Source organism: Rossellomorea vietnamensis (genome assembly GCF_008180615.1).
Taxonomy (GTDB): Bacteria; Bacillota; Bacilli; order Bacillales; family Bacillaceae_B; genus Rossellomorea; species Rossellomorea vietnamensis_D.
This window is the reverse complement of the sequence record NZ_VTEH01000002.1, coordinates 214,841-238,650: the sequence shown is the minus strand read 5'-3', so window position 1 is coordinate 238,650 and position 23,810 is coordinate 214,841. Positions and strand designations below refer to the sequence as shown.

Here is a 23,810-nt window from a genome sequence, read left to right as displayed (position 1 = left end):
TGGGACGTGCCGCTCATATATGAAGAATAAGAGACAGGAAAAAAAGCGAACATATTTTCTTTTTTCCTCATAGTTTCTTATAATGAAAGGAGGAGAAAGTGAAAAGGAGAGTGAGTGCTCATGTCGTTTGTCCACTTGCAGGTGTCAAGCGCTTTCAGTTTATTGTCGAGCACAGCTTCGGTCAAATCGCTTGTACATAAAGCTGTACAGCATCAGTATCGTGCAATCGCCATCACAGATCGAAATGTGATGTATGGAGTCGTTCCGTTTTATCAGGAGTGCCGGAAGAACGGCATCAAACCTATCATTGGAATGACCGTAGATGTAATGAGTGAAAATGAAGAGGGAAGCTTTCCGCTTATTTTGCTTGCAAAAAATAATGCTGGATATCGTAACCTTTTGAAGATTTCAAGTGTAATCGGAACAAAGTCCCCGGAAGGAATTCCCCATAAATGGCTGAAAGGGTACAGAGAGGGCTTGATCGGGATTACTCCAGGAATCAAAGGAGAAATAGAACAGCAATTGCTTGCAGGGTCCCATGAAAAAGCAGAGGAAGCCTTTATGAAAATGCTGAAGATATTTGGGGAGGATTCTTTTTATCTGTCTCTTCAAAATCACGGACTGCAAGATGAACGGACAATAGAAGAAGGCATTCAAAAATTAGGGGAAAAATATGGAGTCAAACAGGTTGTAACCAATGATGTCCAATTTGTTGAAAAAGACGATGCGTTCGCACAGGAATGTCTTTTGGCAATCAGGGACGGAGTCAAGTTGGCCGATGATGACCGCGAAATCCTTGAGAGTGATCAGTACTACTTTAAAAGCAAGGATGAAATGCTGGAGTTGTTCGGGCGCCATGTCGATGCTCTGGAAAATACGATGAATGTCGCGAATGAATGTAATGTAGAGATAGCTTTTAACCAAAACCTTCTGCCAAAGTATCCTTTGCCCTCTGGTCAATCAGCTGACCCCTATTTAGAAGAGGTCTGCCTGAAGGGGCTTAAGGAACGGGGACTGGAGAATGCTGGCGAATATACGGACAGGCTGAAATATGAGCTTTCAATCATTCAAAAAATGAATTTCAGTGATTATTTCCTGATTGTGTGGGACTTCATGAAATTTGCGCGTGAGCAACATATTCTAACGGGTCCGGGAAGGGGATCTGCTGCAGGCTCCCTTGTTGCCTATATTCTTAAGATTACCGACGTGGATCCGATCGTCCATGGTCTGTTATTTGAAAGGTTCCTTAACCCGGAGAGGGTTTCCATGCCTGATATCGATATTGATTTTCCCGACTATAGGAGGGAAGAGGTCATTGAATACGTGCACCGAAAATACGGAGATCTTCATGTGGCGCAGATCATCACATTCGGGACACTTGCGGCAAAAGCGGCCCTGAGAGATACAGCAAGGGTATTCGGTTATAATTCCAAGGAACTGGAACAGCTGTCGAAGTTCGTTCCCTCGCGCCATGGCTTGTCCTTGAAATCTGCGTACGACGAGTCAGCGGAATTTAGAGATTTTATCAATGAATCTCAGCACAAGCAGAGGTTATTCAGCACGGCTCTTAAACTGGAAGGACTTCCACGCCATGCTTCTACCCATGCTGCCGGGATCATCATCAGTGAGAGGCCCCTTGTGGATTTGATTCCAATCCAGGCAGGCCAGGGGAATGTCCACCTGACTCAGTACCCTATGGAGATATTGGAAGAGATCGGACTGTTAAAAATGGATTTTCTCGGTCTGAGAAATTTAACGATTCTGGACAGGATCGTTACCTCCATCAGAAAGGGAACGGGGAAAAATCTTTCTCTGGATGCACTGCCGAAGAATGACGAAAAAACCTTTCAGCTTCTGAGTCAGGGACGAACAGATGGTGTGTTTCAGCTGGAATCGGATGGGATGAAGAATGTCCTGGTAAAATTGAGGCCGAGCTCCTTCGAGGATATTGTGGCCGTCAATGCATTATTCAGGCCGGGTCCCATGGAAAACATTCCGTTGTTCATCTCCAGAAAACATGGAGAGGAAAGTATTAACTACCCCCATGAGGATCTCAACGAAATCCTCGGCCTCACATACGGTGTTATCGTTTATCAGGAGCAGATTATGCAGATCGCTTCCAAAATGGCCGGTTTTACATTAGGGGAAGCCGATTTGCTTCGCAGGGCGGTCAGCAAGAAGAAGCGGGATGTCCTGGACAGTGAACGAAAGCATTTCATTGATGGAGCACTAAAGAAAGGGTACACATTCAAAACCGCAGAGGAAATATATGATTTGATTGTCCGGTTTGCCAATTATGGATTTAACCGTTCACACGCAGTTGCCTACAGTATGATCGCCTACCAGCTTGCCTACTTGAAAGCAAACTATCCTTCATACTTTCTTGCGGCACTGCTTACATCGGTGGTTGGGAATGACACGAAGGTATCCCAGTATATTCGTGAAGCGAAACAGAATGATATTGACATCCTTCCGCCATCCATTAATCTCAGCCAGTTTCCTTTCAAAGTAGAAAAAGGGGGCATCCGTTACAGCCTGGGAGCGATCAGGGGCGTAGGTGCCGCAGCACTGAAGGAAATATACAAGGAGCGGCAGGGAAAGCCTTTTCCAGACTTATTTGATTTCTGCTTAAGGGTATCAGTGAAAGCCGTCAATCGAAAGACACTTGAAGCTCTTGTGTTTTCAGGTGCATTGGATGACTTCGGTGAAGACAGATCTACACTTCTGGCAAGTCTTGATGTAGCCATAGAGCACGCAGAATTGGTCCGTCCCCAGGATCAGGATTATGATCTATTCGAGGAAGAAGAAGCTTTCCTCCTTAAACCGAAGTACACGGAAGTCGAAGGCATGCCTCTTGAGAAGAAATTGGAGTACGAAAAGCAGGTGCTTGGCCTGTACTTGTCCGATCATCCTGTTACACCTTATGAAGACCTTTTCAAAGACATGTCTGCCATAGACCTTTTTGACCTTGAAGCCGGAAATAAAAACATCCGGGCAGGAGTGTATATTACGGCATTGAAAACAATCAGGACCAAAAAAGGCGAGGTAATGGCCTTCATCACAGTAAGTGATTCCAGCGGCGAAATGGAAGGCGTTGTTTTCCCTAATGCGTATAAGCAGAATTCAGCATTGATCAAAGAAGGAAACATTCTGATGCTCGAGGGCTCTGTTGAAGAAAGAAATGATAAAATGCAGCTGCTGGTCAACAAGGCATTTTCCATAGAGGAGGTAAAGTCCCTTTCCTCTGAAATCAACAAGAGGCTCTATCTGAAGGTGAATCACTCCGCCGGGGAAGCCATAGAAGCTGTGAAGAGAATACTGAAGAAGCATAAAGGCAGGATACCTGTGATCATCCATTTCGATGGAGAAAACAGAACGGTCCAGCTTCCCAATAACCAGTGGGTGAATCCATCGGCTGAATGCCTGCGTGAATTGAAGGAAACTTTAGGGGAGAGAAATACAGTCCTGAAGTGAATAGACTCCTTACACGGCAGTTCAAGCAGGAGGAATGTAGCGTATAATCCCAAATAACAGGGTATTGCCCGGCAAACAAAACACTGCCAGATCATTAACGGGTTCCGCTTTCGAGTACAAAATTCAAAATTACATCAAAAGGAGTGCCAAATCGTATCGATTTTGACACTCCTTTTTTCTTGATTTAATAGTTTTTTTCTCCCGGGGAACCTTTTCTATTGGTAATACAAGAGCCTTCCTAAATAGCAAATGACAGAGCTTTTTGTTCTTCAAAATCCGTGCGCAACTGCCCATACACTTTTAATCCCAATATTAATATAACTGAACTGAGTGCCGTTAACTATAAAAAACTAGCAATGATTTGATTGGAATGGAAGGTGCTTGACCTCCTGCGGGACTAGCGTACGTCTAGTTCCAGCACCTAGCCCCTCGGGGTCAAATAACCCCAAGAGATAAAAAGGAAGACCGCCTTTTTTTCTCTTGAGAACATTTGCCTGTCTGGGCTGACCAAGGTGCTTCCACTTTTGAAGACAGGTGAGACCCCAATCTAGTTCCAGCGCCTAGCCCCTCGGGGTCAAATAACCTCAAGAGAATAAAAGGATAGATCGCCTTTTTTTCTCTTGAGAACATTTGCCTGTCGGGGCTGACCAAGGTGCTTCCATTTTTTATACAGGCGAAGCCGAGGAGGCTCATCCAGCTCCAGCGGCCAGCGACTAGCAGATTTCGGTCTCTCTCCTTGCTAATCTAGCTGCAAGGCCCCAACGGCTAGCGTACTTCCCTGCCTCCTCCTTGCGATAAGTCAACATCAACTCACTACGTTCGTTGTGTTTCCTTTATCTCATGCGGAGTCAGTCCAGTCCGTACGCCGCTGAGCGGGGCCTTTCCACTTTATAAAGATAAGTCATCATCGAATCGCTATTGCTCTTCGTGATTCCTTTATCTCATACGAGAGCCCCAAAATCTGTACGTCGCTGAACGGCCGCTTCCGCTTTTACTTCACCGCACGCCCCGCGGAGTCACGCACCTGGAGTGGAAATCAATAAACACTCATCAACCACTGACCATTTTAACATTGTTTATTCTGCAAATTATCCAACCATTTCGGTTGCTGCATCACTAGATCATCGTGGTGTTTTGTTGATATACACATTTATTTGCCTTTTAGGAAGGAGTGCATTGAGGAAAACAGTCCGGGTGGGTATTTGAAAGCATAATTTAAGATCTGGTTTGAGTAAAAGCTGGAAGTAAATTAATAGTATTTCCTTTACTTCATTAAGCATTTATTATATTGTTTAAAGGGAAATAGGTGGTCAGACCACCCCCGAGTTGAAGAATTTCATAACAATATATTTACCATAATGCAGATACATAAGGAGTGAACCAGCTTGTCATTACGCGAAGAAGCGCTGCACATGCATAGGATTAATCAAGGAAAACTGGAAACGAAATCAAAAGTCGAGGTCAGAAATGCAACAGATTTAAGCCTGGCTTACTCCCCGGGTGTAGCGGAACCTTGTAAAGTTATTTATGACAAACCGGAAACGGTTTATGAATATACGATGAAAGGCAATATGGTAGCGGTCGTGTCCGATGGCACGGCTGTGCTTGGGCTTGGCAATATCGGCCCGGCAGCCGCACTTCCGGTGATGGAAGGAAAAGCGGTGCTGTTCAAGAGCTTTGCAGGAGTGGATGCTTTTCCAATCTGTCTTGATACCAATGATGTGGACAAGATTGTCGAAACGGTTAAATTAATGGAACCGACATTCGGCGGAGTGAATTTGGAGGATATAGCCGCTCCGAATTGTTTTGTGATAGAAGAGCGCTTGAAGAAAGAAACCAATATTCCCATTTTTCACGATGATCAGCATGGTACGGCAATTGTGACGGCTGCAGGTCTTGTGAATGCCTTAAAAATCGTTGGAAAGAAAATGTCCGAGATCAAAGTGGTTGCCAATGGGGCAGGCGCAGCAGGAATAGCCATCATCAAGCTTCTTCATAATTACGGTGTCCGCGATATCGTGATGTGTGATACAAGAGGAGCAATTTATGAAGGCCGTCCAAACGGTATGAATGATATTAAGGATGAGGTAGCCAAGTTTACGAACCGTAATCGTATTGAAGGCAGCTTGGAAGATGTGATCAAAAACGCGGATGTGTTCATCGGTGTTTCCGCAGCAGGCGCTCTTAATGAAGAGATGGTACGATCTATGAACGAGGATCCTATCATTTTCGCCATGGCAAATCCTGTGCCGGAAATCATGCCGGAGGATGCGAAGGCAGCAGGGGCTAAGGTAGTGGGGACAGGCCGGTCCGATTTCCCTAACCAGGTCAATAATGTCCTTGCCTTTCCGGGAATTTTCAGGGGTGCGCTCGATGTTCGTGCTACTCATATTAATGAAAAAATGAAACAGGCCGCCGTAGAAGCTATTGCAGGGCTTGTAGACGAAAAGGACTTGAATGAGGATTATGTCATTCCAGGACCATTCGATGCGCGTGTTGCACCGGCTGTAGCGGCCGCTGTGGCCCAGGCTGCAATGGAAACAGGTGTTGCCAGGCAGAAAGTCGACCCGGAAGAAGTGCGGAGAAAAACTGAGAAGCTGGCAGTAATCGGAAAGGGTGAATGACCCAGCAGATGGATTCACCAAAACCTAATTCAAAGGTATTCATTGAAATTGTCAATAGAATCAGGGAAATGATTTCCCACGATGGCTTGCAGCCGGGAGATAAGATTCCTTCCGAAAGAGAGTTGTCAGAACGCCTGAAAGCTGGGCGTTCTTCAATTCGAGAAGCTTTAAGGGCCTTGGAGCTGCTGGGCCTTATTGAAACAAGGCGCGGCGAAGGGACTTTTTTAAAAGACTTCCGCAATCATCATTTAGTAGAGCTGCTAGGGACATTCATTCTTAAGGACGGCCAGGCAAAAGGAGATGTTCTGCTGACGAAAGAGTGGCTTGAAAAAGAAAGCCTGAGAACCATTTTGGACTCCGGAATCAGTATGGAAGGGATTCAAGACTCTCTGGCTGCTAGAGAATTTCGAACAGTGGACAGCTTTCTACGGGAGCTTATCCATCATTCTGGCAATCTTTTGGCGGGAAAGATCTGGTACATTTTGTCCCAATATGGGGCAATGGTAGAGAAAGCAGTGCTGATGGACGATGAGAAAATGAAAGTGTGTGTGGAGCTTGTCAAATGCCTTCTTGAAAAACAAGAAGATGAAATGTGGGAATTATATTATAGATTGAAAACATGAACAAAAGAAATCAAGCGTGATTATAGAATAACAGAGTAGAAAATTGTCGAGAAAATGCCGACATGTTCCTACATCATTTTTGATTGTATTGATGTAGAGTGTATGAAAGCAAGTCCGATTTAACCCGGGATGATCATGGTTGGTTAAGCGTTTTGACCGGACATTCTTTCTATTCATGAAGGACATTAAAACCGGGTTGTCCGCCTGGCATCCAAAAGTCATCAGATACATTCACCGCCTTAAATCGAACTACTGAAGCATGTCAGATTATTCGCCCTTAAGGGGCAGGTACTCATACTAGAATGAATAAGGAGGTTTCCCTTTTGCTTAAAGATCTTTTTGTTAAGACAAAAAAGAAGAAGTATGCCACCATTCCCTCTGATGCGGCTAAACAGGATGTCCCGGAAGGAATCATGACGAAGTGTCCGAACTGTAAAAAAATAATGTACACAAAAGAACTGCAGAAAAACATGAATGTCTGCCTGCATTGTGACTATCACCACCGCATGAATGCTTTTGAACGAATCGACAGCTTCATAGATGAGGGAAGCTTTGAAGAACTTGATGCGGGTCTTATTTCGGAAAATCCTTTGAATTTCCCTGATTACATAGAAAAATTGGAGAAAGACCGTAAAAAGACCAATATCAATGAGGCTGTGGTAACAGGTGCCGGGAAAGTGGGCGGCTGCGAGACAATCGTTGCGATTATGGATGCCCGCTTCAGAATGGGAAGCATGGGCTCTGTTGTGGGTGAAAAGATTACCAGAGCAATTGAAGAGGCTGATAGAAGAAATTGTCCATTCATCATTTTCACAGCATCAGGCGGGGCAAGAATGCAGGAGGGTGTTTTATCTCTTATGCAGATGGCCAAGACGTCTGTCGCATTAAAACGGTTCAGTGATAATGGCGGGCTGTTTATTTCCATCATGACCCATCCGACAACCGGCGGGGTCTCTGCAAGCTTTGCATCTCTTGGTGATTACAATTTTGCAGAGCCGGGAGCTTTAATAGGTTTTGCCGGAAGAAGGATTATTGAACAAACAATCAGAGAAGACCTGCCGGAAGACTTCCAAACGGCGGAATTCCTTTTGAAGTATGGGCAGCTGGATGATGTCATTTCACGTCTGGACTTAAAGGAGAAGATCTCGACTATATTGGAGATTCATCAATGGGACGGTGAACTGACATGGTAAGTGAAATGGAATTTGAAAAGCCTGTTATACAGTTAAGGAATAAAATAGCAGAGTTAAAGGAATTCACTCAGAAGTCCGAAGTGGACCTTTCCTCTGAAATCGACAAGCTTGAAAAACGACTGGAAAAACTAGAAAATGACCTATATGAAAATATGAAACCATGGGAAAGGGTTCAAGTTGCCAGACACCAAAACAGACCGACCACTCTGGATTATATCAGTCTTCTGTTTACTAAGTTTCATGAAATGCACGGCGACCGCCTCTATGGAGAGGATGAAGCGATTGTTGCGGGAATTGCGAAATTCCAGGGCCTTCCTGTAACCGTCATCGGCCATCAGCGGGGGAAAGACACGAAAGAAAATATCCGCCGGAACTTCGGGATGCCCCATCCTGAGGGATACCGTAAAGCACTAAGGCTGATGAAGCAGGCCGACAAGTTTGGCAGGCCGATCATCTGTTTTATCGATACCAAGGGTGCTTATCCCGGGAAAGCGGCTGAAGAGCGCGGCCAAAGTGAAGCAATCGCGCGCAACCTTTTTGAGATGGCAGGCTTGAGTGTGCCGGTCATTTGCATTGTCATTGGAGAAGGAGGAAGCGGCGGAGCCCTGGCATTAGGCGTAGGAAATCATATTCATATGCTGGAGAATTCCACCTATTCGGTTATTTCCCCAGAGGGAGCAGCTGCCCTTCTATGGAAAGACTCCAGTCAGGCAAAAAGAGCTGCCGAAAGCATGAAGATTACGGCACCAGATTTGAAAGAACTTGGTGTGATTGATGAAATCATTCCTGAAGTAAGAGGCGGAGCCCATAAGGATGTCAAGGCCCAGGCCGAGAGCATCGGCAAAGTACTGAAAGCATCTTTGGAAGAGCTGGTGCCCCAAACCTCGGATCAATTGATTAAAGGCCGTTATAATAAATATAAAATTATGGGTGAATATACAGTTTTAGATGAATTTTCAAGGGTAAATTCTTAAGCGTGGATACTTTTTCACGCTTTTTCTATTTATTTGAAACGGTTTTCACCTGGATAGTAAGGAGGTTATTTCTGAACGGAGAGAGCAGCTTTTTCCTTTTTATTAAACAGTATGCTAGGTGAATAATCATCATGATTGTTTGGTATTCTTATAAAATAGCAGCAAAGCTAGAGTGTTAATTGGAAAATGAATTTAAAGCCGGGAAAGATCACGAAAGCACAAATTTTTACAGTGAAACGCTTTCAGTATTTTGATAATTTCGTCTTTAGGGGATTCGGCTCTATATTCGTTGTGGGCTGGCATTCTTCATGTTATTTTATAAATAATCCCTGGGCTTTTTGCCTATACTAGTAAGTGTTAAAATTGTATCCCCGACTATCTTCTTTTTGTCCCCCAAAAGAACAATAACATAATTAACTATACATAAAGACTTAATAAGAGGTGATTGTGAATGAAAAGAATAGGTGTATTGACAAGCGGAGGAGATTCTCCTGGTATGAATGCAGCCGTGAGGGCGGTTGTCAGGCAGGCCATCTATCAAAACATGGAAGTATATGGGGTCTATCAAGGGTATAATGGATTGATCAATGGAAACATCCAAAAGCTTGAACTGGGTTCTGTAGGGGACATCATCCATCGCGGAGGAACAATGTTGTATACGGCGCGCTGTGAAGAGTTCAAGACCAAAGAAGGCCAGCAAAAGGGAATTGAACAGCTGAAGAAGCATGGAATAGAAGGGCTTGTAGTAATCGGCGGAGACGGCTCTTACCGCGGTGCGAAAGCGCTGACTGAGCTTGGATACCCTTGTGTGGGTGTACCGGGAACAATCGATAATGATATCCCTGGAACAGAATACACGATCGGCTTTGATACAGCTTTGAATACGGTCATCGATGCAATTGATAAAATCCGTGACACAGCTACGTCTCATGAAAGAACATTCATCATTGAAGTAATGGGCCGAAATGCAGGAGATCTGGCTCTTTGGTCCGGACTTGCAGGCGGAGCGGAGACAATTCTGATCCCGGAAGATAAACATGATATGGATGATGTGGCCCGCCGCCTTAAAAAAGGGCAGGAGCGCGGTAAGAAGCATAGTATCATCATTGTTGCCGAAGGTGTAATGGGCGGTGAGGAATTTGCTGCTAAACTACAGGAAGCAACAAATCTGGAAACTCGAGTATCTGTTCTTGGGCACATGCAGCGCGGAGGCTCGCCTACTGCCTCGGACCGTGTGCTGGCAAGCCGCCTCGGATCACGTGCGGTAGACCTTCTTGCAGAGGGCAAGGGAGGAAGAGCAGTCGGAATCGAGAAAAACCAGCTGGTTGATTATGATATCATTGAAGCATTGGCTAAAGAGCATGTCTTAGATTTAAATATGTACAAACTCTCAAAAGAGTTGTCCATCTAATTAACATCGCAATTGGATTTAAAATGACAGGAACTATCCAGGAGGGCGTTACGTAATGAGAAAAACCAAAATAGTATGTACGATAGGACCGGCAAGTGAATCAGTTGAACAATTAACACAGTTAATCGAAGCAGGAATGAATGTAGCCCGTTTGAACTTCTCGCATGGAGACCATGAAGAGCATGGTGCCAGGATCCAGAATATTAGAACCGCTGCTGAAAAAACAGGTAAAACGGTGGGAATTCTTTTGGATACAAAAGGTCCGGAAATCCGTACTAATAATATGGAGAATGGCTCGCTCGAACTTGAAAAAGGATCTGAAGTGATTGTTTCCATGACAGAAGTGCTTGGAACTACAGAAAAATTCTCAGTGACATATGAAAGCTTGATTGACGATGTACATGAAGGCTCCAAAATTCTATTAGATGACGGACTGATCGGTCTTGAAGTCATTTCTCTTGATAAGTCTGCGGGCGAGATCAAGACAAAGGTCCTTAACTCAGGAACTTTGAAGAACAAAAAAGGTGTCAATGTTCCAGGTGTATCCGTAAACCTGCCCGGGATCACCGAGAAGGATGCCAATGACATTAAATTTGGTATCGAGCAGGGCGTGGACTTCATCGCAGCTTCATTCGTCCGCCGTGCTTCTGATGTACTGGAAATCCACCAATTGCTTGAAGATCATAATGCAGGAAACATCCAAATCATTCCGAAGATCGAGAACCAGGAAGGTGTCGACAACATTGATGAAATACTGGAAGTTTCCGACGGTTTGATGGTAGCACGTGGGGACCTTGGCGTAGAGATACCGGCAGAAGAGGTTCCGCTTGTACAAAAAGCCTTAATCAAGAAATGTAATGTCCTGGGGAAACCGGTTATCACTGCAACGCAAATGCTGGATTCTATGCAGCGCAATCCTCGTCCGACTAGGGCAGAAGCAAGTGACGTGGCAAATGCCATCTTTGACGGAACCGATGCGATCATGCTTTCAGGGGAAACGGCAGCGGGGGCTTATCCTGTTGAATCTGTGCAGACAATGCATAACATTGCTTCTCGCGCAGAAACAGCACTTGACTTTGAAGATATCCTTTCCATTCGCAGCAAGGACAGCGGACATAATATGACAGACGCTATTGGACAGTCTGTTGCACATACTGCTATCAACCTTTCTGTCAACGCAATTGTTGCTCCGACAGAAAGCGGACATACAGCGAAGATGATTTCAAAATACCGTCCAAAAGCACCAATCATCGCGGTAACGGCTAACGATTCTGTTTCCCGCAAGCTGGCATTGGCTTGGGGTGTATACCCTCAAATGGGCAGAAGAGTTTCCACAACAGATGAAATGCTTGAAATGGCTGTGGAAGAAAGCGTGAATTCAGGATTGATTACTCATGGAGACCGCATCATCATTACAGCTGGTGTGCCAATCGGTGAATCCGGTACAACCAATCTGATGAAAATCCATGTGGTCGGCGATATTCTTGCAAAAGGACAAGGTATCGGACGCAAGACGGCATTCGGAAAAGCTGTTCTGGCTAAAAATGCAGCAGAAGCAAACGAAAAGGTTCAGCCTGGTTCTATCCTTGTGACGGTTGGCAGTGACAAAGATATGGTCCCTGCACTTGAGAAGTGTGCAGCTTTGATTACAGAAGAGGGCGGCCTGACAAGCCATGCGGCTGTTGTCGGCATAAATATCGGGATCCCTGTCATTGTAGGTGTGGATAATGCCATGTCCCTTCTTCAAGATGGACAGGAAATCACCGTTGATTCTTCAAGAGGTGTCATTTACGACGGACATGCAAGTGTACTATAAATGATTTTTAAAAGTGGTGTCTCCTTTGGGAGGCACCATTTTTAAGTTATGTTCTTTTCGCAAAGATTTTGGCTGTTATAAAGTAAGGGATTTCCGCTTTAGGCGTACGACTCCGCGGGGCGGGCGGTGAGCCTCCTCGGCTGCGCCTGCGGGGTCTCACCTGTCCCGCTAGTCCCGCAGGAGATCATACGCCTTCCGCTACAATCCTCCTGTGTAAAGGGGGGAGGTGAAATCGCATTCTAGAGTTATATGCATCAAGGCCCCAGCTGCTAGCAGATTTCGGTCTCTCTCCTTGCGATAAGTCATCATCAACTTACTTTGTTCGTTGTATTTCCTTTATCTAATACGAGAGCCCTACAATCTGTACGCCGCTGAGCGGGGCCTTTCCGCTTTTTATCTATCCAGCTCCAGCGGCCAGCCCCTCGGGGTTAAATAACCCCTAGAGAATAAAAGGGGAGACCGGCTTTTTTCTCTAGGGAACATTTGCCTGTCGTTGCTGATCGGGCCGCTTCCGCTTTATATCAATCCAGCTACAAGGCCCCAGCGGCTAGCGTACTGCCCATCCCCTCCTTGCGAATCCAGTTCCGAGGTCCCAACGGCTAGCAGATTTCGGTCTCTCTCCTTGCGATAAGTCATCATCAACTCACTTTGTTCGTTGTGATTCCTTTATCTCATACGAGAGCCCTACAATCTGTACGCCGCTAAGTGGGACCTCTCCACTTTATAAGATAAGTCATCATCGAATCACTTCGTTCTTCGTGATTCCTTTATCTCATGCGGGGCTGGTACAGTCCGTACGCCGCTGAACGGGGCCTTTCCGCTTTATATCAATCCAGCTCCAGCGGCCAGCCCCTCGGGGTCAAATAACCCCCGGAGAATAAAAGGGAAGACCGCCTTTTTTTCTCCGGGGAACATTTGCCTGTCGGGGCTGATCGGGCCGCTTGCGCTTTATATAAAAACTGTTGAAAAGTTGTCGCAAGCGGGCATCAGTCTAGTTTTTGTGAATATGTTATAATAGAACCAGGTTGTCCAAAAAAATGGGGGAATTAAGATAATGAGATATATGATGTTATTTTTAATAGTAGTGCCTGCACTTGAGATAGGTTTGTTAATTCTTTCAGGGCAGACATTCGGAGTACCCGCGACAATTCTGATGATTATTGCTACAGGTGTCCTGGGCGCTTACCTAGCAAAGAAACAAGGTCTCCAGGCAATAAGGAATGTACAGGACCAAATCAAGTTCGGGCAGGTTCCCGGCGATGCGATAGTTGACGGCCTTTGTGTCCTGGTAGGAGGAGTCGTTCTTCTAACTCCTGGATTCATAACAGATGCAATAGGATTTCTGTTGTTATTTCCGCAAACTAGAAAAATGATCAAGCCGTTTCTTTTAAGATTGTTTAGAAGATGGATTAACAATGGCAACGTTATAATATACCGTTAATAAAAAAAGATCCGTTCATTGAGAACGGATCTTTTTTATGGTTGCTGAGGAAACTATAAAATCAATCTTTAAGGATCCAAGTCTAGCTGCAGGCGCTGCAGCTTTTGTTCTTCTTATTCTCTTATCTCCGGTTTGCCAGTAATGAAATCCCAGAGATCCTGGAAAACCCCGGCATTTCTCAGGGTAGATAAAATAACCAGAGTCACGGGACCGAGGATCAGGCCGAGGAATCCAACCAGCTTGAAGCCGACAAACAGGGCGATAAGTGTTGCCAGAGGATCAAGTCCGATACTCGAGGATAAAATCTTTGGCTCCATGATCTGCCTTTGGACGACGACCACGAGATAAAGGACTCCAAGACCAAGACCTAATCCAATATTCCCCGTAATCAATTCATAAATGATCCACGGAACAAATACTGCACCTGTTCCCAGATAGGGAAGGATGTCCACAAGCCCGATTACCAGGGCAATGGTTATGGCATAATCGACCCGGAGAATCAACAGGCCGATAAGGACGATTACAGCTGTGATGGATATTAAAGTGAATTGTGCCCGGACGAAACCGAGCAAAGCTTTCTTTAAATCCACGAAAACCCTTCTCCCGCTTGCCGCAGCCTTAACGGGAATATACTTGGAGAGTCTGTCTGAAAGATGGTACCAATCTTTGCTGATGAAGAATGTTGCCAGCGCAGAGAAGATTAATACTGTTGCCGCATTAGGGATCCAGGAAACGATATTCGGCAGCTTCTGAAAGAAGTTTTGGATGAACTCACCAGCGGATGAGGCGATTCTTTCTCCGGCAGCCTGAATATTTTCAAGAATTGCCCCTTGCTGCCCTGCCTCCAAATTTTTAAACAAACCACTGATTTGATGGTAAAAGGGAATAACCTGGCCTGCAATGAAATTTTCAAAGTACTCCACGAGCGTGTTCACATGCTGAGGGACAACATCAGCCAGATAATTTGCACCAGAAACGATTTCTGTTATCAGCAATGTAATCAATCCTATGAAGAGGGCGATGATCAAGAATAGAGCCAAAGCCACGGCAAGCCCGCGCGGCATTTTAGCCTTTTTCTCGAGGAGGTTTACCACCGGGTTGATTAAAAGGGCGATAACCAAAGCAATGATGAAAGGATAGGTTACCTTTGATATATAGTAAATTGCTATTCCTGTCAGAACCACTACCGCCACAACAAATAGAAAACGCAACCAGCGGTAAAGAAATTCCCAATTCATTTACAGACCCCCCTGATAAAAAATTCTGTTTAATAGTATAAGTATATTTTAGTCGAGGAAGAAAATGAAAGAAAGTTGAAATATTTAAGAGAATGGTAGACTTTCTGAAAGAAAGATGTTCTATTCAGAATGCCGGGGGGTACCTTCACTGGGAAAATCTCTGGGAATTCAATAGTGAAAAAAGTTTTTTCATATACTATCAAAATTTAAAATTTCATCTATTAAAGAAAATATGTGTGGTCTGCATTTCTAAAGAAGACTGCCATTCTCATGATTTTACTTCTATAGTTAATAGAGATGGAGGGATTTTAGGCAGATTAGGGTAAAGCGGAATATTATGTTAGGATATAGATAGAAAAGAGGCAGTATGTTTTTCTACTAAAATAATTCTTGCAGAAATTAATCCGTTTTCATTCACAAAAGTCAGATAATTGTTTATAATAGAAAATGAAAGCGCATCCCATGGAGGAATCTGATTTTTTGACATGGTGATGGTGTGGTACTGTGTTGAGCGAGCGCTCGATAGCGTAGGTCTTAAACAATTATATTTACCTTTAGAAACAAGCCATTTTAAGAGACTATATCACTCTTGAAAATATTGTCCATTTCACCAATGGACTACTGGCAATTATTCAGATAAAGGAGAGGTTTTTTTATGACAGCAACCCGTGGATTAGAAGGTGTTGTAGCAACTACGTCTTCAATCAGTTCAATCATTGATGATACTCTTACATACGTTGGATATAACATCGATGATTTAACAAACAATGCCAGCTTCGAAGAAATAATCTATCTATTATGGAATCTTAAATTGCCTACAGCTTCAGAGCTTGATCAGCTGAAAAAAGATTTGGCTGAGAACGCAGCTCTTCCTAAGGAAGTACTAGAGCACTTCAAGATGTATCCAATCAAGGATGTCCATCCAATGGCTGCCCTAAGGTCAGCTGTATCACTTCTTGGATTATATGATGAGGAATCGGATGTGATGGAAGAGGAAGCTAACTTCCGCAAGGCAGTCCGTCTGCAAGCTAAAATCCCGACCATCGTTACTTCATTTGCTCGAATCAGAAGCGGAAAAGAACCAATCGCACCAAGAACAGATCTTGGATTTGCTGCAAACTTCTTATATATGCTGACGGGTAATGACCCTGAAGATATTGAAGTAGAAGCGTTCAATAAAGCTCTTGTTCTTCATGCCGATCACGAATTGAATGCCTCTACGTTCACAGCGCGTGTCTGCGTTGCGACTCTTTCAGATGTTTATTCTGGTGTCACTGCGGCAATCGGTGCTTTGAAGGGACCACTTCACGGCGGTGCCAATGAACAAGTAATGAAAATGCTGACAGAAATTGATTCAGTGGATAATGTTGAATCAGTCATCCGTGAAAAGCTGAATAACAAAGAAAAAATCATGGGCTTCGGCCATCGTGTCTATCAGCAGGGAGATCCAAGAGCTAAGCATTTGAAGGAAATGTCCAAAAAGCTGACTGAGCTGAGAGGCGAAAGCAAATATTATGAGATGTCCACGAAGATCGAAGACATCGTGACTTCCGAAAAAGGACTGCCGCCGAATGTAGACTTCTATTCTGCATCTGTTTACCACAGCCTTGGCATCGATCACGATCTGTTCACACCGATCTTCGCTGTCAGCAGGGTTTCCGGCTGGCTGGCTCACATCCTTGAGCAGTATTCCAATAACCGCCTGATCCGTCCTCGTGCCGATTATACTGGTCCTGGAAAACAGGAATACGTTCCGGTTGAGCAGCGCGGTTAATATTTTACAAAAAGCTTAATATCTGGTGTAATGACAATGGAAAAGGCTTCACTTGTGCAGCCTTTTCCGTCAACAATAAAGCGGGTCTGGTTCCAAGGTGTTCAAGCCTTGCATCAGTCCCTTTAATATGAAGATGGAGGTAATAGTATGTCTGAAGGTCAAAAAATTACTGTTGAAAATGGTAGCTTGAATGTACCAAATAACCCAATCGTTCCTTTTATTGAAGGGGACGGAACAGGTCCTGATATCTGGGCGTCTGCTTCCCGCGTACTGGATGCGGCGGTTGAAAAAGCATATAACGGCGAGCGCAAGCTTGTGTGGAAAGAAGTTTTAGCGGGGGAAAAAGCTTATAACCAAACTGGCGAGTGGCTCCCAAGTGAAACTCTTGATGCAGTCCGTGAATACTTCATCGCAATCAAAGGACCTCTTACAACGCCAATCGGCGGCGGAATCCGTTCATTGAACGTAGCACTTCGCCAGGAACTTGATTTGTTCACTTGTCTTCGTCCGGTACGTTACTTTGAAGGTGTTCCTTCTCCTGTAAAACGTCCGGAAGATACAGATATGGTCATCTTCCGTGAAAACACTGAAGACATTTATGCAGGCATTGAATATGCTAAAGGTTCGGATGAAGTGAAAAAGTTGATCTCTTTCCTTCAAGATGAAATGGGCGTAAACAAAATCCGTTTCCCTGAAACTTCCGGTCTTGGAATCAAGCCTGTATCTGAAGAAGGCACACAACGCCTTGTGCGCGCGGCGATCAACTATGCCATCACAGAAGGCCGCAAGTCGGTTACCCTTGTACATAAAGGCAATATCATGAAGTTCACTGAAGGTGCCTTCAAAAACTGGGGTTACGAGCTTGCTGAAAAAGAATTCGGCGAGAAAGTATTTACTTGGGCTGAATATGACCGTATCAAAGATGATAAAGGTCTGGATGCAGCGAACCAAGCTCAATCTGATGCAGAAGCTGCTGGCAAAATCATTGTTAAAGATGCAATTGCTGATATCTTCTTGCAGCAAATCCTTACTCGTCCGGCTGAGTTTGATGTTGTAGCTACAATGAACCTTAACGGTGACTATATCTCTGATGCTCTTGCTGCACAAGTAGGCGGAATCGGAATCGCTCCTGGAGCAAACATCAACTACGATACAGGACATGCGATCTTTGAAGCAACTCATGGTACAGCACCTAAATATGCAGGCCAGGATAAGGTTAACCCATCTTCAGTCATCCTTTCCGGAGTGTTGATGCTTGAACACCTTGGCTGGACTGAGGCTGCAACAATGATTACTAAATCAATGGAAAAAACAATTGCTTCTAAAGTTGTTACTTACGACTTTGCCCGCCTGATGGACGGCGCTACAGAAGTTAAATGTTCTGAGTTCGGTACTGCTTTAATCGAAAACATGTAATATCATATCTATTTCATTTGATGAAAACAGAGTTGGCTTGTTTAATGCAAGCCAACTCTATCATTATTTATGAATAAATTTAACTACCTTTGCAGATCACCTTTGACTATACTATTCACGTTCAGCTCCAATGTCCGGCCATTCAGGCTCAAATAACCCAAATTATCTATCCGGTACATTTGTCTGTAAAGGCTGCACAAGGAGCTTGCGCTTTTGTACTTATATCTTGAAATTGGAGGAGATTCTTATGGCAATCAGACGCAAGAAAATTTCAGTGATCGGCGGCGGATTCACCGGGGCAACAACAGCATTGATGCTTGCCCAGAAAGAACTCGGAGATGTAGTACTCGTAGATATTCCTCAAATGGAAGATCCGACTAAAGGAAAAGCTTTGGACATGGAAGAAGCAAGCCCTGTCCAAGGATTCGATGCCAAAATCACCGGTACATCGAATTACGAAGATACGAAGGAATCTGATATCGTAGTAATCACTGCGGGAATTGCCCGAAAACCGGGAATGAGCCGGGATGATCTTGTGCAGACGAACCAAAAGATCATGAAATCGGTAACGCAGGAAATCGTTAAGTATTCTCCTGAGAGCATCATCATCGTGCTGACGAATCCAGTCGATGCCATGACTTATACAGTATTCAAAGAGTCCGGATTCCCTAAGAACCGTGTCATCGGTCAATCCGGAGTGCTTGATACAGCCCGCTTCCGTACTTTTGTTGCTCAAGAATTGAACCTGTCTGTGAAAGATATAACTGGATTTGTATTGGGCGGCCATGGAGACGACATGGTTCCGCTTGTGCGGTATTCCTATGCCGGCGGAATTCCTCTTGAGAAATTGATATCTAAGGAACGTTTGGATGCCATAGTGGAACGGACACGAAAAGGCGGCGGAGAAATCGTTGGCCTATTGGGTAACGGAAGTGCCTATTACGCTCCCGCTGCCTCACTTGTTCAAATGACAGAAGCCATTCTTAAGGACCAGCGAAGAGTTATTCCTGCCATAGCCTACCTTGAAGGCGAGTATGGATTCAATGGTATCTACCTTGGTGTACCAACGATTCTAGGCGGAAATGGGTTGGAGGAGATCATCGAACTGGAATTGGAAGAAGACGAAAAAGCAGCACTTTCAAAGTCTGCGGATTCTGTACGCAATGTTATGGATGTATTAAAATAATCACACGAAAAAACCGGATCCTGGTTGCTGGATTCGGTTTTTTTTTGCTGTCAATAATGTCAGAATAACAATAATTTAACTTTCCTGAAAAAATCTCCTTTGTAAGGTTATACTATTAGTGGTAAAATATAAATAGACAGACAATAAAGAGTATTTCTTTTATTCTTAATTGTAAACGGTTACAACGGAGGTGCGCCAGCTATGTTATTAGGTAAAAAACGTAAGCCGGGTAGGAAGATTGATGATATTTCAGTAGGAGAGAAGCTGACACTCACAGAGAAGATTGAAGATAAAGATCTCCTTCTATATTTAGGTTTGACAAATGATGCGAATCCTTTGTATATCCAGCATGACTATGCATCACAGACTCCATTCAAGAAGCCGCTGGTACCTGCTATCATGCTGACAGGAATCATTAACTCAGCAGTATCAAAGTATCTGCCGGGCCCAGGCTCACATATCATGAAACAGGAACTAGAGTTTCCGAAACCTGTATACCATTATGAGACGATCCAATTTCTTTTCGAAGTAAAGAATATAGACAGCAGCAGCCACTTGGTTACAATTGATGTGATTGCCACAAATGAGCAGGAAGAGACGGTTATCAAAGGATCAGTGGATGTTTGTCCTCCGCATAAATTAGAGAAAATGAATGGACATGCATTAGAAAATTTTTAAAGAAGTATTAGGAGACTGCCCCGGCTTGTGAAGCCGGGCAGTTTTTTTGATAGTCTTGATAACCCCTGGCTATGCCGGAGGGCCAGAGCTTATAGTGTGGTATAAAAAATTCTCCCTTCACTATGTGGTAGTGATGCTGTATAAAAGGTATTTAAGGGGCATGAAGTTTAGTCAAAGGGAAATATGATGCTGTATAAAAGGTGCTTATGGGGCATGAAGTATAGTCAAAGGGAAATATGATGCTGTATAAAAGGTGTTTATGGGGCATGAAGTATAGTCAAAGGGAAATATGATGCTGTATAAAAGGTGTTTATGGGGCATGAAGTATAGTCAAAGGGAAATATGATGCTGTATAAAAGGTGTTTAAGGGACATGAAGTTTAGTCAAAGGGAAATATGATGCTGTATAAAGGGTGTTTAAGGGGCATGAATTTTAGCCAAAGGGAAATATGATGCTGTATAAAGGGTGTTTAAGGGGCATGAATTTTAGCCAAAGGGATAAATGGTGTTGTAGAGATAAAGTTCTTCCCCTATATGGAATTGATAAAGCAGCCGGCTAATCTGTACTGTGAGAAAAAGCTATCATGTTGAGCCTTAAGTTAACCTGCGAATTTCAAAATTGACGGCTTGTTAGAGAGTAAGAGCAATTAAGGATTTTCGTGATAGTTGATGAACACCACCAGCCGAGCGAAATACATCAAAACAAGAAAATCCCCATTTTATATACCTCGCTGTGCGAGCGGGATAAATCAAAACAAGAAAATTCCCATTTGATGTACCTGGCAGTCCGAGCGGGATACATCAAAACAGGAAAATCCCCATTTGATGTACCTGGCAGTCCGAGCGAGATACATGAAAACAAGAAAATCCTCATTTGATGTACCTCGCTGTGCGAGCGGGATACATCAAACCAGTAAAATCCCCATTTGATGTACCTCGCAGTCCGAGTGAGATACATCAACTCAAGAAAACCCATTCTTAATGTGCCCCGCAAGACCGACACGTACATAAATCAACAATCATTCATGCAAGTTAAGAAACAGCTATAAAAAAGCGAAATAATGACTAATACACGTAATTTTTTTACAAGGGAAAGGGTTGACAATAGGAAATCTGCGATAGACATGGGAATCTCCCTTGTTTTTATATTATAATGAAGTTATAACTAAATAATTTTTGGATGATGGGGTTTTTAATACAGGTATACGGAGGAACACATTAATGAGCAAAAAGATTCTTGTAGTAGACGATGAGCAATCGATTGTCACCCTGCTGAAGTACAACTTGGAGCAGGCCGGATATACCGTCATCACGGCGAATGACGGAGAGGAAGGAAGAGATTTGGCATTAGAGCAGGTTCCTGATTTAATGATCCTTGACTTGATGCTTCCAAAGATTGACGGAATCGAAGTCTGCAAGCAGATAAGACAGCAGAAAGTGATGATCCCGATTCTTATGCTGACTGCTAAGGATGATGAGTTTGATAAAGTGCTGGGCCTTGAGCTTGGTGCAGATGATTATATGACCAAACCATTCAGCCCGAGGGAAGTCATGGCGAGGGTGAAGGCCATCCTGCGAAGAAGCCAGGCTGTCATAGATGCCGCAGAACATTTGCGTGCAGAACAAAAGGATTACCTGCAAGTTGGGGAATTGAAGGTGTATCCAGAACAATATGAAGCCTATTTTGGAAGCACTCTTCTGGAGCTGACTCCCAAGGAATTTGAGCTTCTTCTCTACTTGACGGAGAACAGGGGCAGGGTCTTGACCCGCGATCAGCTGCTGAGTGCTGTGTGGAATTATGACTTTGCCGGAGATACAAGAATTGTCGATGTACACATCAGCCATTTAAGAGACAAGATTGAAACGAATACCAAGAAGCCGGTTTATATCAAAACCATCCGCGGTCTTGGGTACAAGCTGGAAGAGCAAAAAGGTTCATGATTAAGTTCAGGTCACGCCTCCTATTTGCTTTGATCATGTTGATCATTGTGGTACTTATTGGGCTTGGCTTGCTGTTAGGCCAGATTTTCAAGAGCTATTATCTTCAATCTTTTAATCATAGAATTGAGAAAGAGGCCAAGCTGATTGTCAATGAGGTGATCAGTAACCAAGAGCCGCAATCCATTGCTGACGAACAGATAGAAGAGATCAGCAGCCTGCTTGATATCCGTGTCACAATCACCGGTTCGGATGGAAATATCTTGAAAGACAGCGGTCCTTTTGCGGAAATTGATCCAGAGGTTCAAAATGAAGCTATTTATGAAATCGCGGAACAGTGGAACAGCGGTCTGCAGCAGGCGGAATTGTTGAAAAATGAGAATGATGTTGTGAACTACTGGCAGCCGATAGGTGATGGAGAGGAGTCTTCATTATTAATCCTGAGTTCCCGTGTTGACATCCTGGTAGCAGGCTATAAACAGATTTGGGCTGTTCTGTCGATCTCCCTCGGCATGGCGCTGGTGGTCATCATCATGCTTGGATCAAGGATCACTTCACGTTATACAAAGCCGATTGATTCAGCAACTGGTGTAGCGATGGAATTAGCTAAAGGAAACTACCGGGCCAGGACATATGAGGACAGGATGGATGAAACCAGTATGTTAAGTACATCCATCAATATACTTGCCCGGAATCTGCAGGAAATGACATCGTCTCAGGAAATTCAGCAGAATCGATTGACTACCTTGATCGAAAATATGGGAAGCGGATTGCTTCTGATTGACCATAGAGGATATGCAATCATGACGAACAAGGCTTTCAAGGAATTCTTCTCTATCACTTCAGAACGTTTTGTCAATGAGCGTTATTATGATGTGATCAAGTTTCCAGAAGTCAATAAATTAGTGGAAGAAATTTTCATGACGGAGCAAAAGGTGAGAAAGCAATTACTGCTCCCTTTACAGATCGAACGGAAACACTTTGAGGTTTATGGAGCTCCTATAATAGGGACGAAAGAAGAATGGAAGGGCATCGTCCTGGTTTTCCACGATATAACGGAATTGAAAAAGCTTGAACAGATGCGGAAGGATTTTGTAGCAAATGTTTCTCATGAGCTTCGGACACCCATTACTTCAATAAAAGGGTTCAGTGAAACGTTACTGGATGGAGCAATGAATGATAAAGAGACAACCAAAGCATTTTTGAACATTATTCTCAATGAGAGCGACAGGCTGCAGTCTTTAATCACGGATTTACTGGACTTATCCAAAATGGAAAAGCAAGGCTTCCAACTGCATGTACATAATGCTGATATCAGTGTGATTTTACAGGAAGTGGTTGCAATCCTGGAGAAAAAGCCGGAGAAAAAAGAAATTCAGCTTACTCTGCTTGCGGATGAACCTGCTGTGGCAGAAGTGGATTCAATGCGAATGAAGCAGGTGTTCATCAATTTGATCGGCAATGCCATCACCTATACTCCCGCTGAAGGCAAGGTTACGGTTTCGGTAAGTCAAACAGAGTCCACAGTGGTGATAGAGATTAAGGACAGCGGAATAGGAATTGATGAAGAAGAGATTCCCCGCATTTTTGAAAGATTCTACCGTGTTGACAAGGCAAGGAGCCGTGATTCGGGAGGAACAGGGCTTGGGCTCGCCATTGTAAAGCATTTGATAGAGGCTCATGGAGGGCAGATCGGGGTTGAAAGTAAAGTGAACGAAGGAACAACATTTAAAGTGACTCTATTTAAAAAATTCCTTCAGGAAGATTCTGAAAAGGAATAGTTAAAAAAATACTAACTTTACACAGTCTTTACATTATTTTCAACGTAGCTTAATAATAGGCTGTTAGTATACTAAGTGAAAACCCCTTCATCCAAGGAGCCCTGAAAAGGTGAGAACTGACCCCGTTCTCACCTTTTCTATTTTTAATTCAAATGTTTCTATCATCATACTTTTCTTCTTTTTCCCCCACCCTTTACCAATTCAAATTGTTAATAATTTAATTTTTTGTAATGCCCCTGAAACT

At 43.8% G+C, this 23,810-nt stretch carries 15 protein-coding genes; 14 read left to right on the top strand and 1 reads right to left on the bottom strand.

The window, feature by feature from the left end; all coding sequences use genetic code 11:
* The first annotated feature begins 120 nt into the window (after positions 1-120).
* The 8 genes from dnaE to FZC79_RS04405 all read left to right on the top strand — a co-directional run bounded on the left by dnaE (position 121) and on the right by FZC79_RS04405 (position 13,556).
* On the top strand, positions 121-3,474 hold the full coding sequence (gene dnaE, locus FZC79_RS04440; RefSeq protein ID WP_148945635.1) for a DNA polymerase III subunit alpha: 3,354 nt from the start codon (positions 121-123) through the stop codon (positions 3,472-3,474).
* A 1,385-nt stretch (positions 3,475-4,859) separates the two neighbouring features.
* The gene (locus FZC79_RS04435; RefSeq protein ID WP_148945634.1) at positions 4,860-6,098 is read left to right on the top strand and encodes an NAD(P)-dependent malic enzyme; all 1,239 of its coding nucleotides are present in this window, start codon (positions 4,860-4,862) and stop codon (positions 6,096-6,098) included.
* An 8-nt stretch (positions 6,099-6,106) separates the two neighbouring features.
* Complete coding sequence (locus FZC79_RS04430) at positions 6,107-6,721, top strand: FadR/GntR family transcriptional regulator (protein ID WP_148945633.1); 615 nt, start codon at positions 6,107-6,109, stop codon at positions 6,719-6,721.
* Between the two features lie 323 nt (positions 6,722-7,044).
* A complete protein-coding gene (accD, locus tag FZC79_RS04425; RefSeq protein ID WP_148945632.1) occupies positions 7,045-7,914 on the top strand; it encodes an acetyl-CoA carboxylase, carboxyltransferase subunit beta in 870 nt (289 codons plus the stop codon).
* Positions 7,908-8,888 carry an acetyl-CoA carboxylase carboxyl transferase subunit alpha gene (accA, locus tag FZC79_RS04420; protein ID WP_148945631.1) on the top strand — a complete coding sequence of 327 codons (981 nt, stop codon included), beginning with the start codon at positions 7,908-7,910 and terminating at the stop codon, positions 8,886-8,888. The genes accD and accA overlap by 7 nt, the downstream gene beginning before the upstream one ends.
* A gap of 451 nt (positions 8,889-9,339) precedes the next feature.
* Positions 9,340-10,299 carry a 6-phosphofructokinase gene (pfkA, locus tag FZC79_RS04415; protein WP_148945630.1) on the top strand — a complete coding sequence of 320 codons (960 nt, stop codon included), beginning with the start codon at positions 9,340-9,342 and terminating at the stop codon, positions 10,297-10,299.
* A 55-nt stretch (positions 10,300-10,354) separates the two neighbouring features.
* A complete protein-coding gene (gene pyk / locus FZC79_RS04410; RefSeq protein ID WP_148945629.1) occupies positions 10,355-12,115 on the top strand; it encodes a pyruvate kinase in 1,761 nt (586 codons plus the stop codon).
* 1,054 nt (positions 12,116-13,169) lie between these two features.
* A complete protein-coding gene (locus FZC79_RS04405) occupies positions 13,170-13,556 on the top strand; it encodes an FxsA family protein (protein WP_148945628.1) in 387 nt (128 codons plus the stop codon).
* Positions 13,557-13,669: 113 nt separating this feature from the next.
* On the opposite strand, the gene ytvI is transcribed toward FZC79_RS04405, so the two are convergent.
* The gene (ytvI, locus tag FZC79_RS04400; protein WP_148945627.1) at positions 13,670-14,794 is read right to left on the bottom strand and encodes a sporulation integral membrane protein YtvI; all 1,125 of its coding nucleotides are present in this window, start codon (positions 14,792-14,794) and stop codon (positions 13,670-13,672) included.
* Positions 14,795-15,449: 655 nt separating this feature from the next.
* Here ytvI and citZ point away from each other — a divergent pair.
* From citZ to pnpS, 6 genes are all read left to right on the top strand, one after another.
* Positions 15,450-16,568 carry a citrate synthase gene (gene citZ, locus FZC79_RS04395; protein ID WP_148937916.1) on the top strand — a complete coding sequence of 373 codons (1,119 nt, stop codon included), beginning with the start codon at positions 15,450-15,452 and terminating at the stop codon, positions 16,566-16,568.
* Positions 16,569-16,715: 147 nt separating this feature from the next.
* Positions 16,716-17,984 carry an NADP-dependent isocitrate dehydrogenase gene (icd, locus tag FZC79_RS04390; RefSeq protein ID WP_148945626.1) on the top strand — a complete coding sequence of 423 codons (1,269 nt, stop codon included), beginning with the start codon at positions 16,716-16,718 and terminating at the stop codon, positions 17,982-17,984.
* A 247-nt stretch (positions 17,985-18,231) separates the two neighbouring features.
* Positions 18,232-19,170, top strand: coding sequence for a malate dehydrogenase (gene mdh, locus FZC79_RS04385; RefSeq protein ID WP_148945625.1), 939 nt, complete (start codon positions 18,232-18,234; stop codon positions 19,168-19,170).
* Positions 19,171-19,371: 201 nt separating this feature from the next.
* Positions 19,372-19,848, top strand: coding sequence for a MaoC/PaaZ C-terminal domain-containing protein (locus tag FZC79_RS04380; protein WP_148945624.1), 477 nt, complete (start codon positions 19,372-19,374; stop codon positions 19,846-19,848).
* A 1,220-nt stretch (positions 19,849-21,068) separates the two neighbouring features.
* Entirely contained in the window at positions 21,069-21,788 is a 720-nt protein-coding gene (locus FZC79_RS04375; RefSeq protein ID WP_113928465.1) for a response regulator transcription factor, read from the top strand.
* Positions 21,785-23,566: a two-component system histidine kinase PnpS gene (gene pnpS, locus FZC79_RS04370; protein WP_148945623.1), complete on the top strand. Its 1,782-nt coding sequence runs from the start codon at positions 21,785-21,787 to the stop codon at positions 23,564-23,566. Before FZC79_RS04375 ends, pnpS begins: the two co-directional genes overlap by 4 nt.
* Positions 23,567-23,810 lie beyond the last annotated feature (244 nt).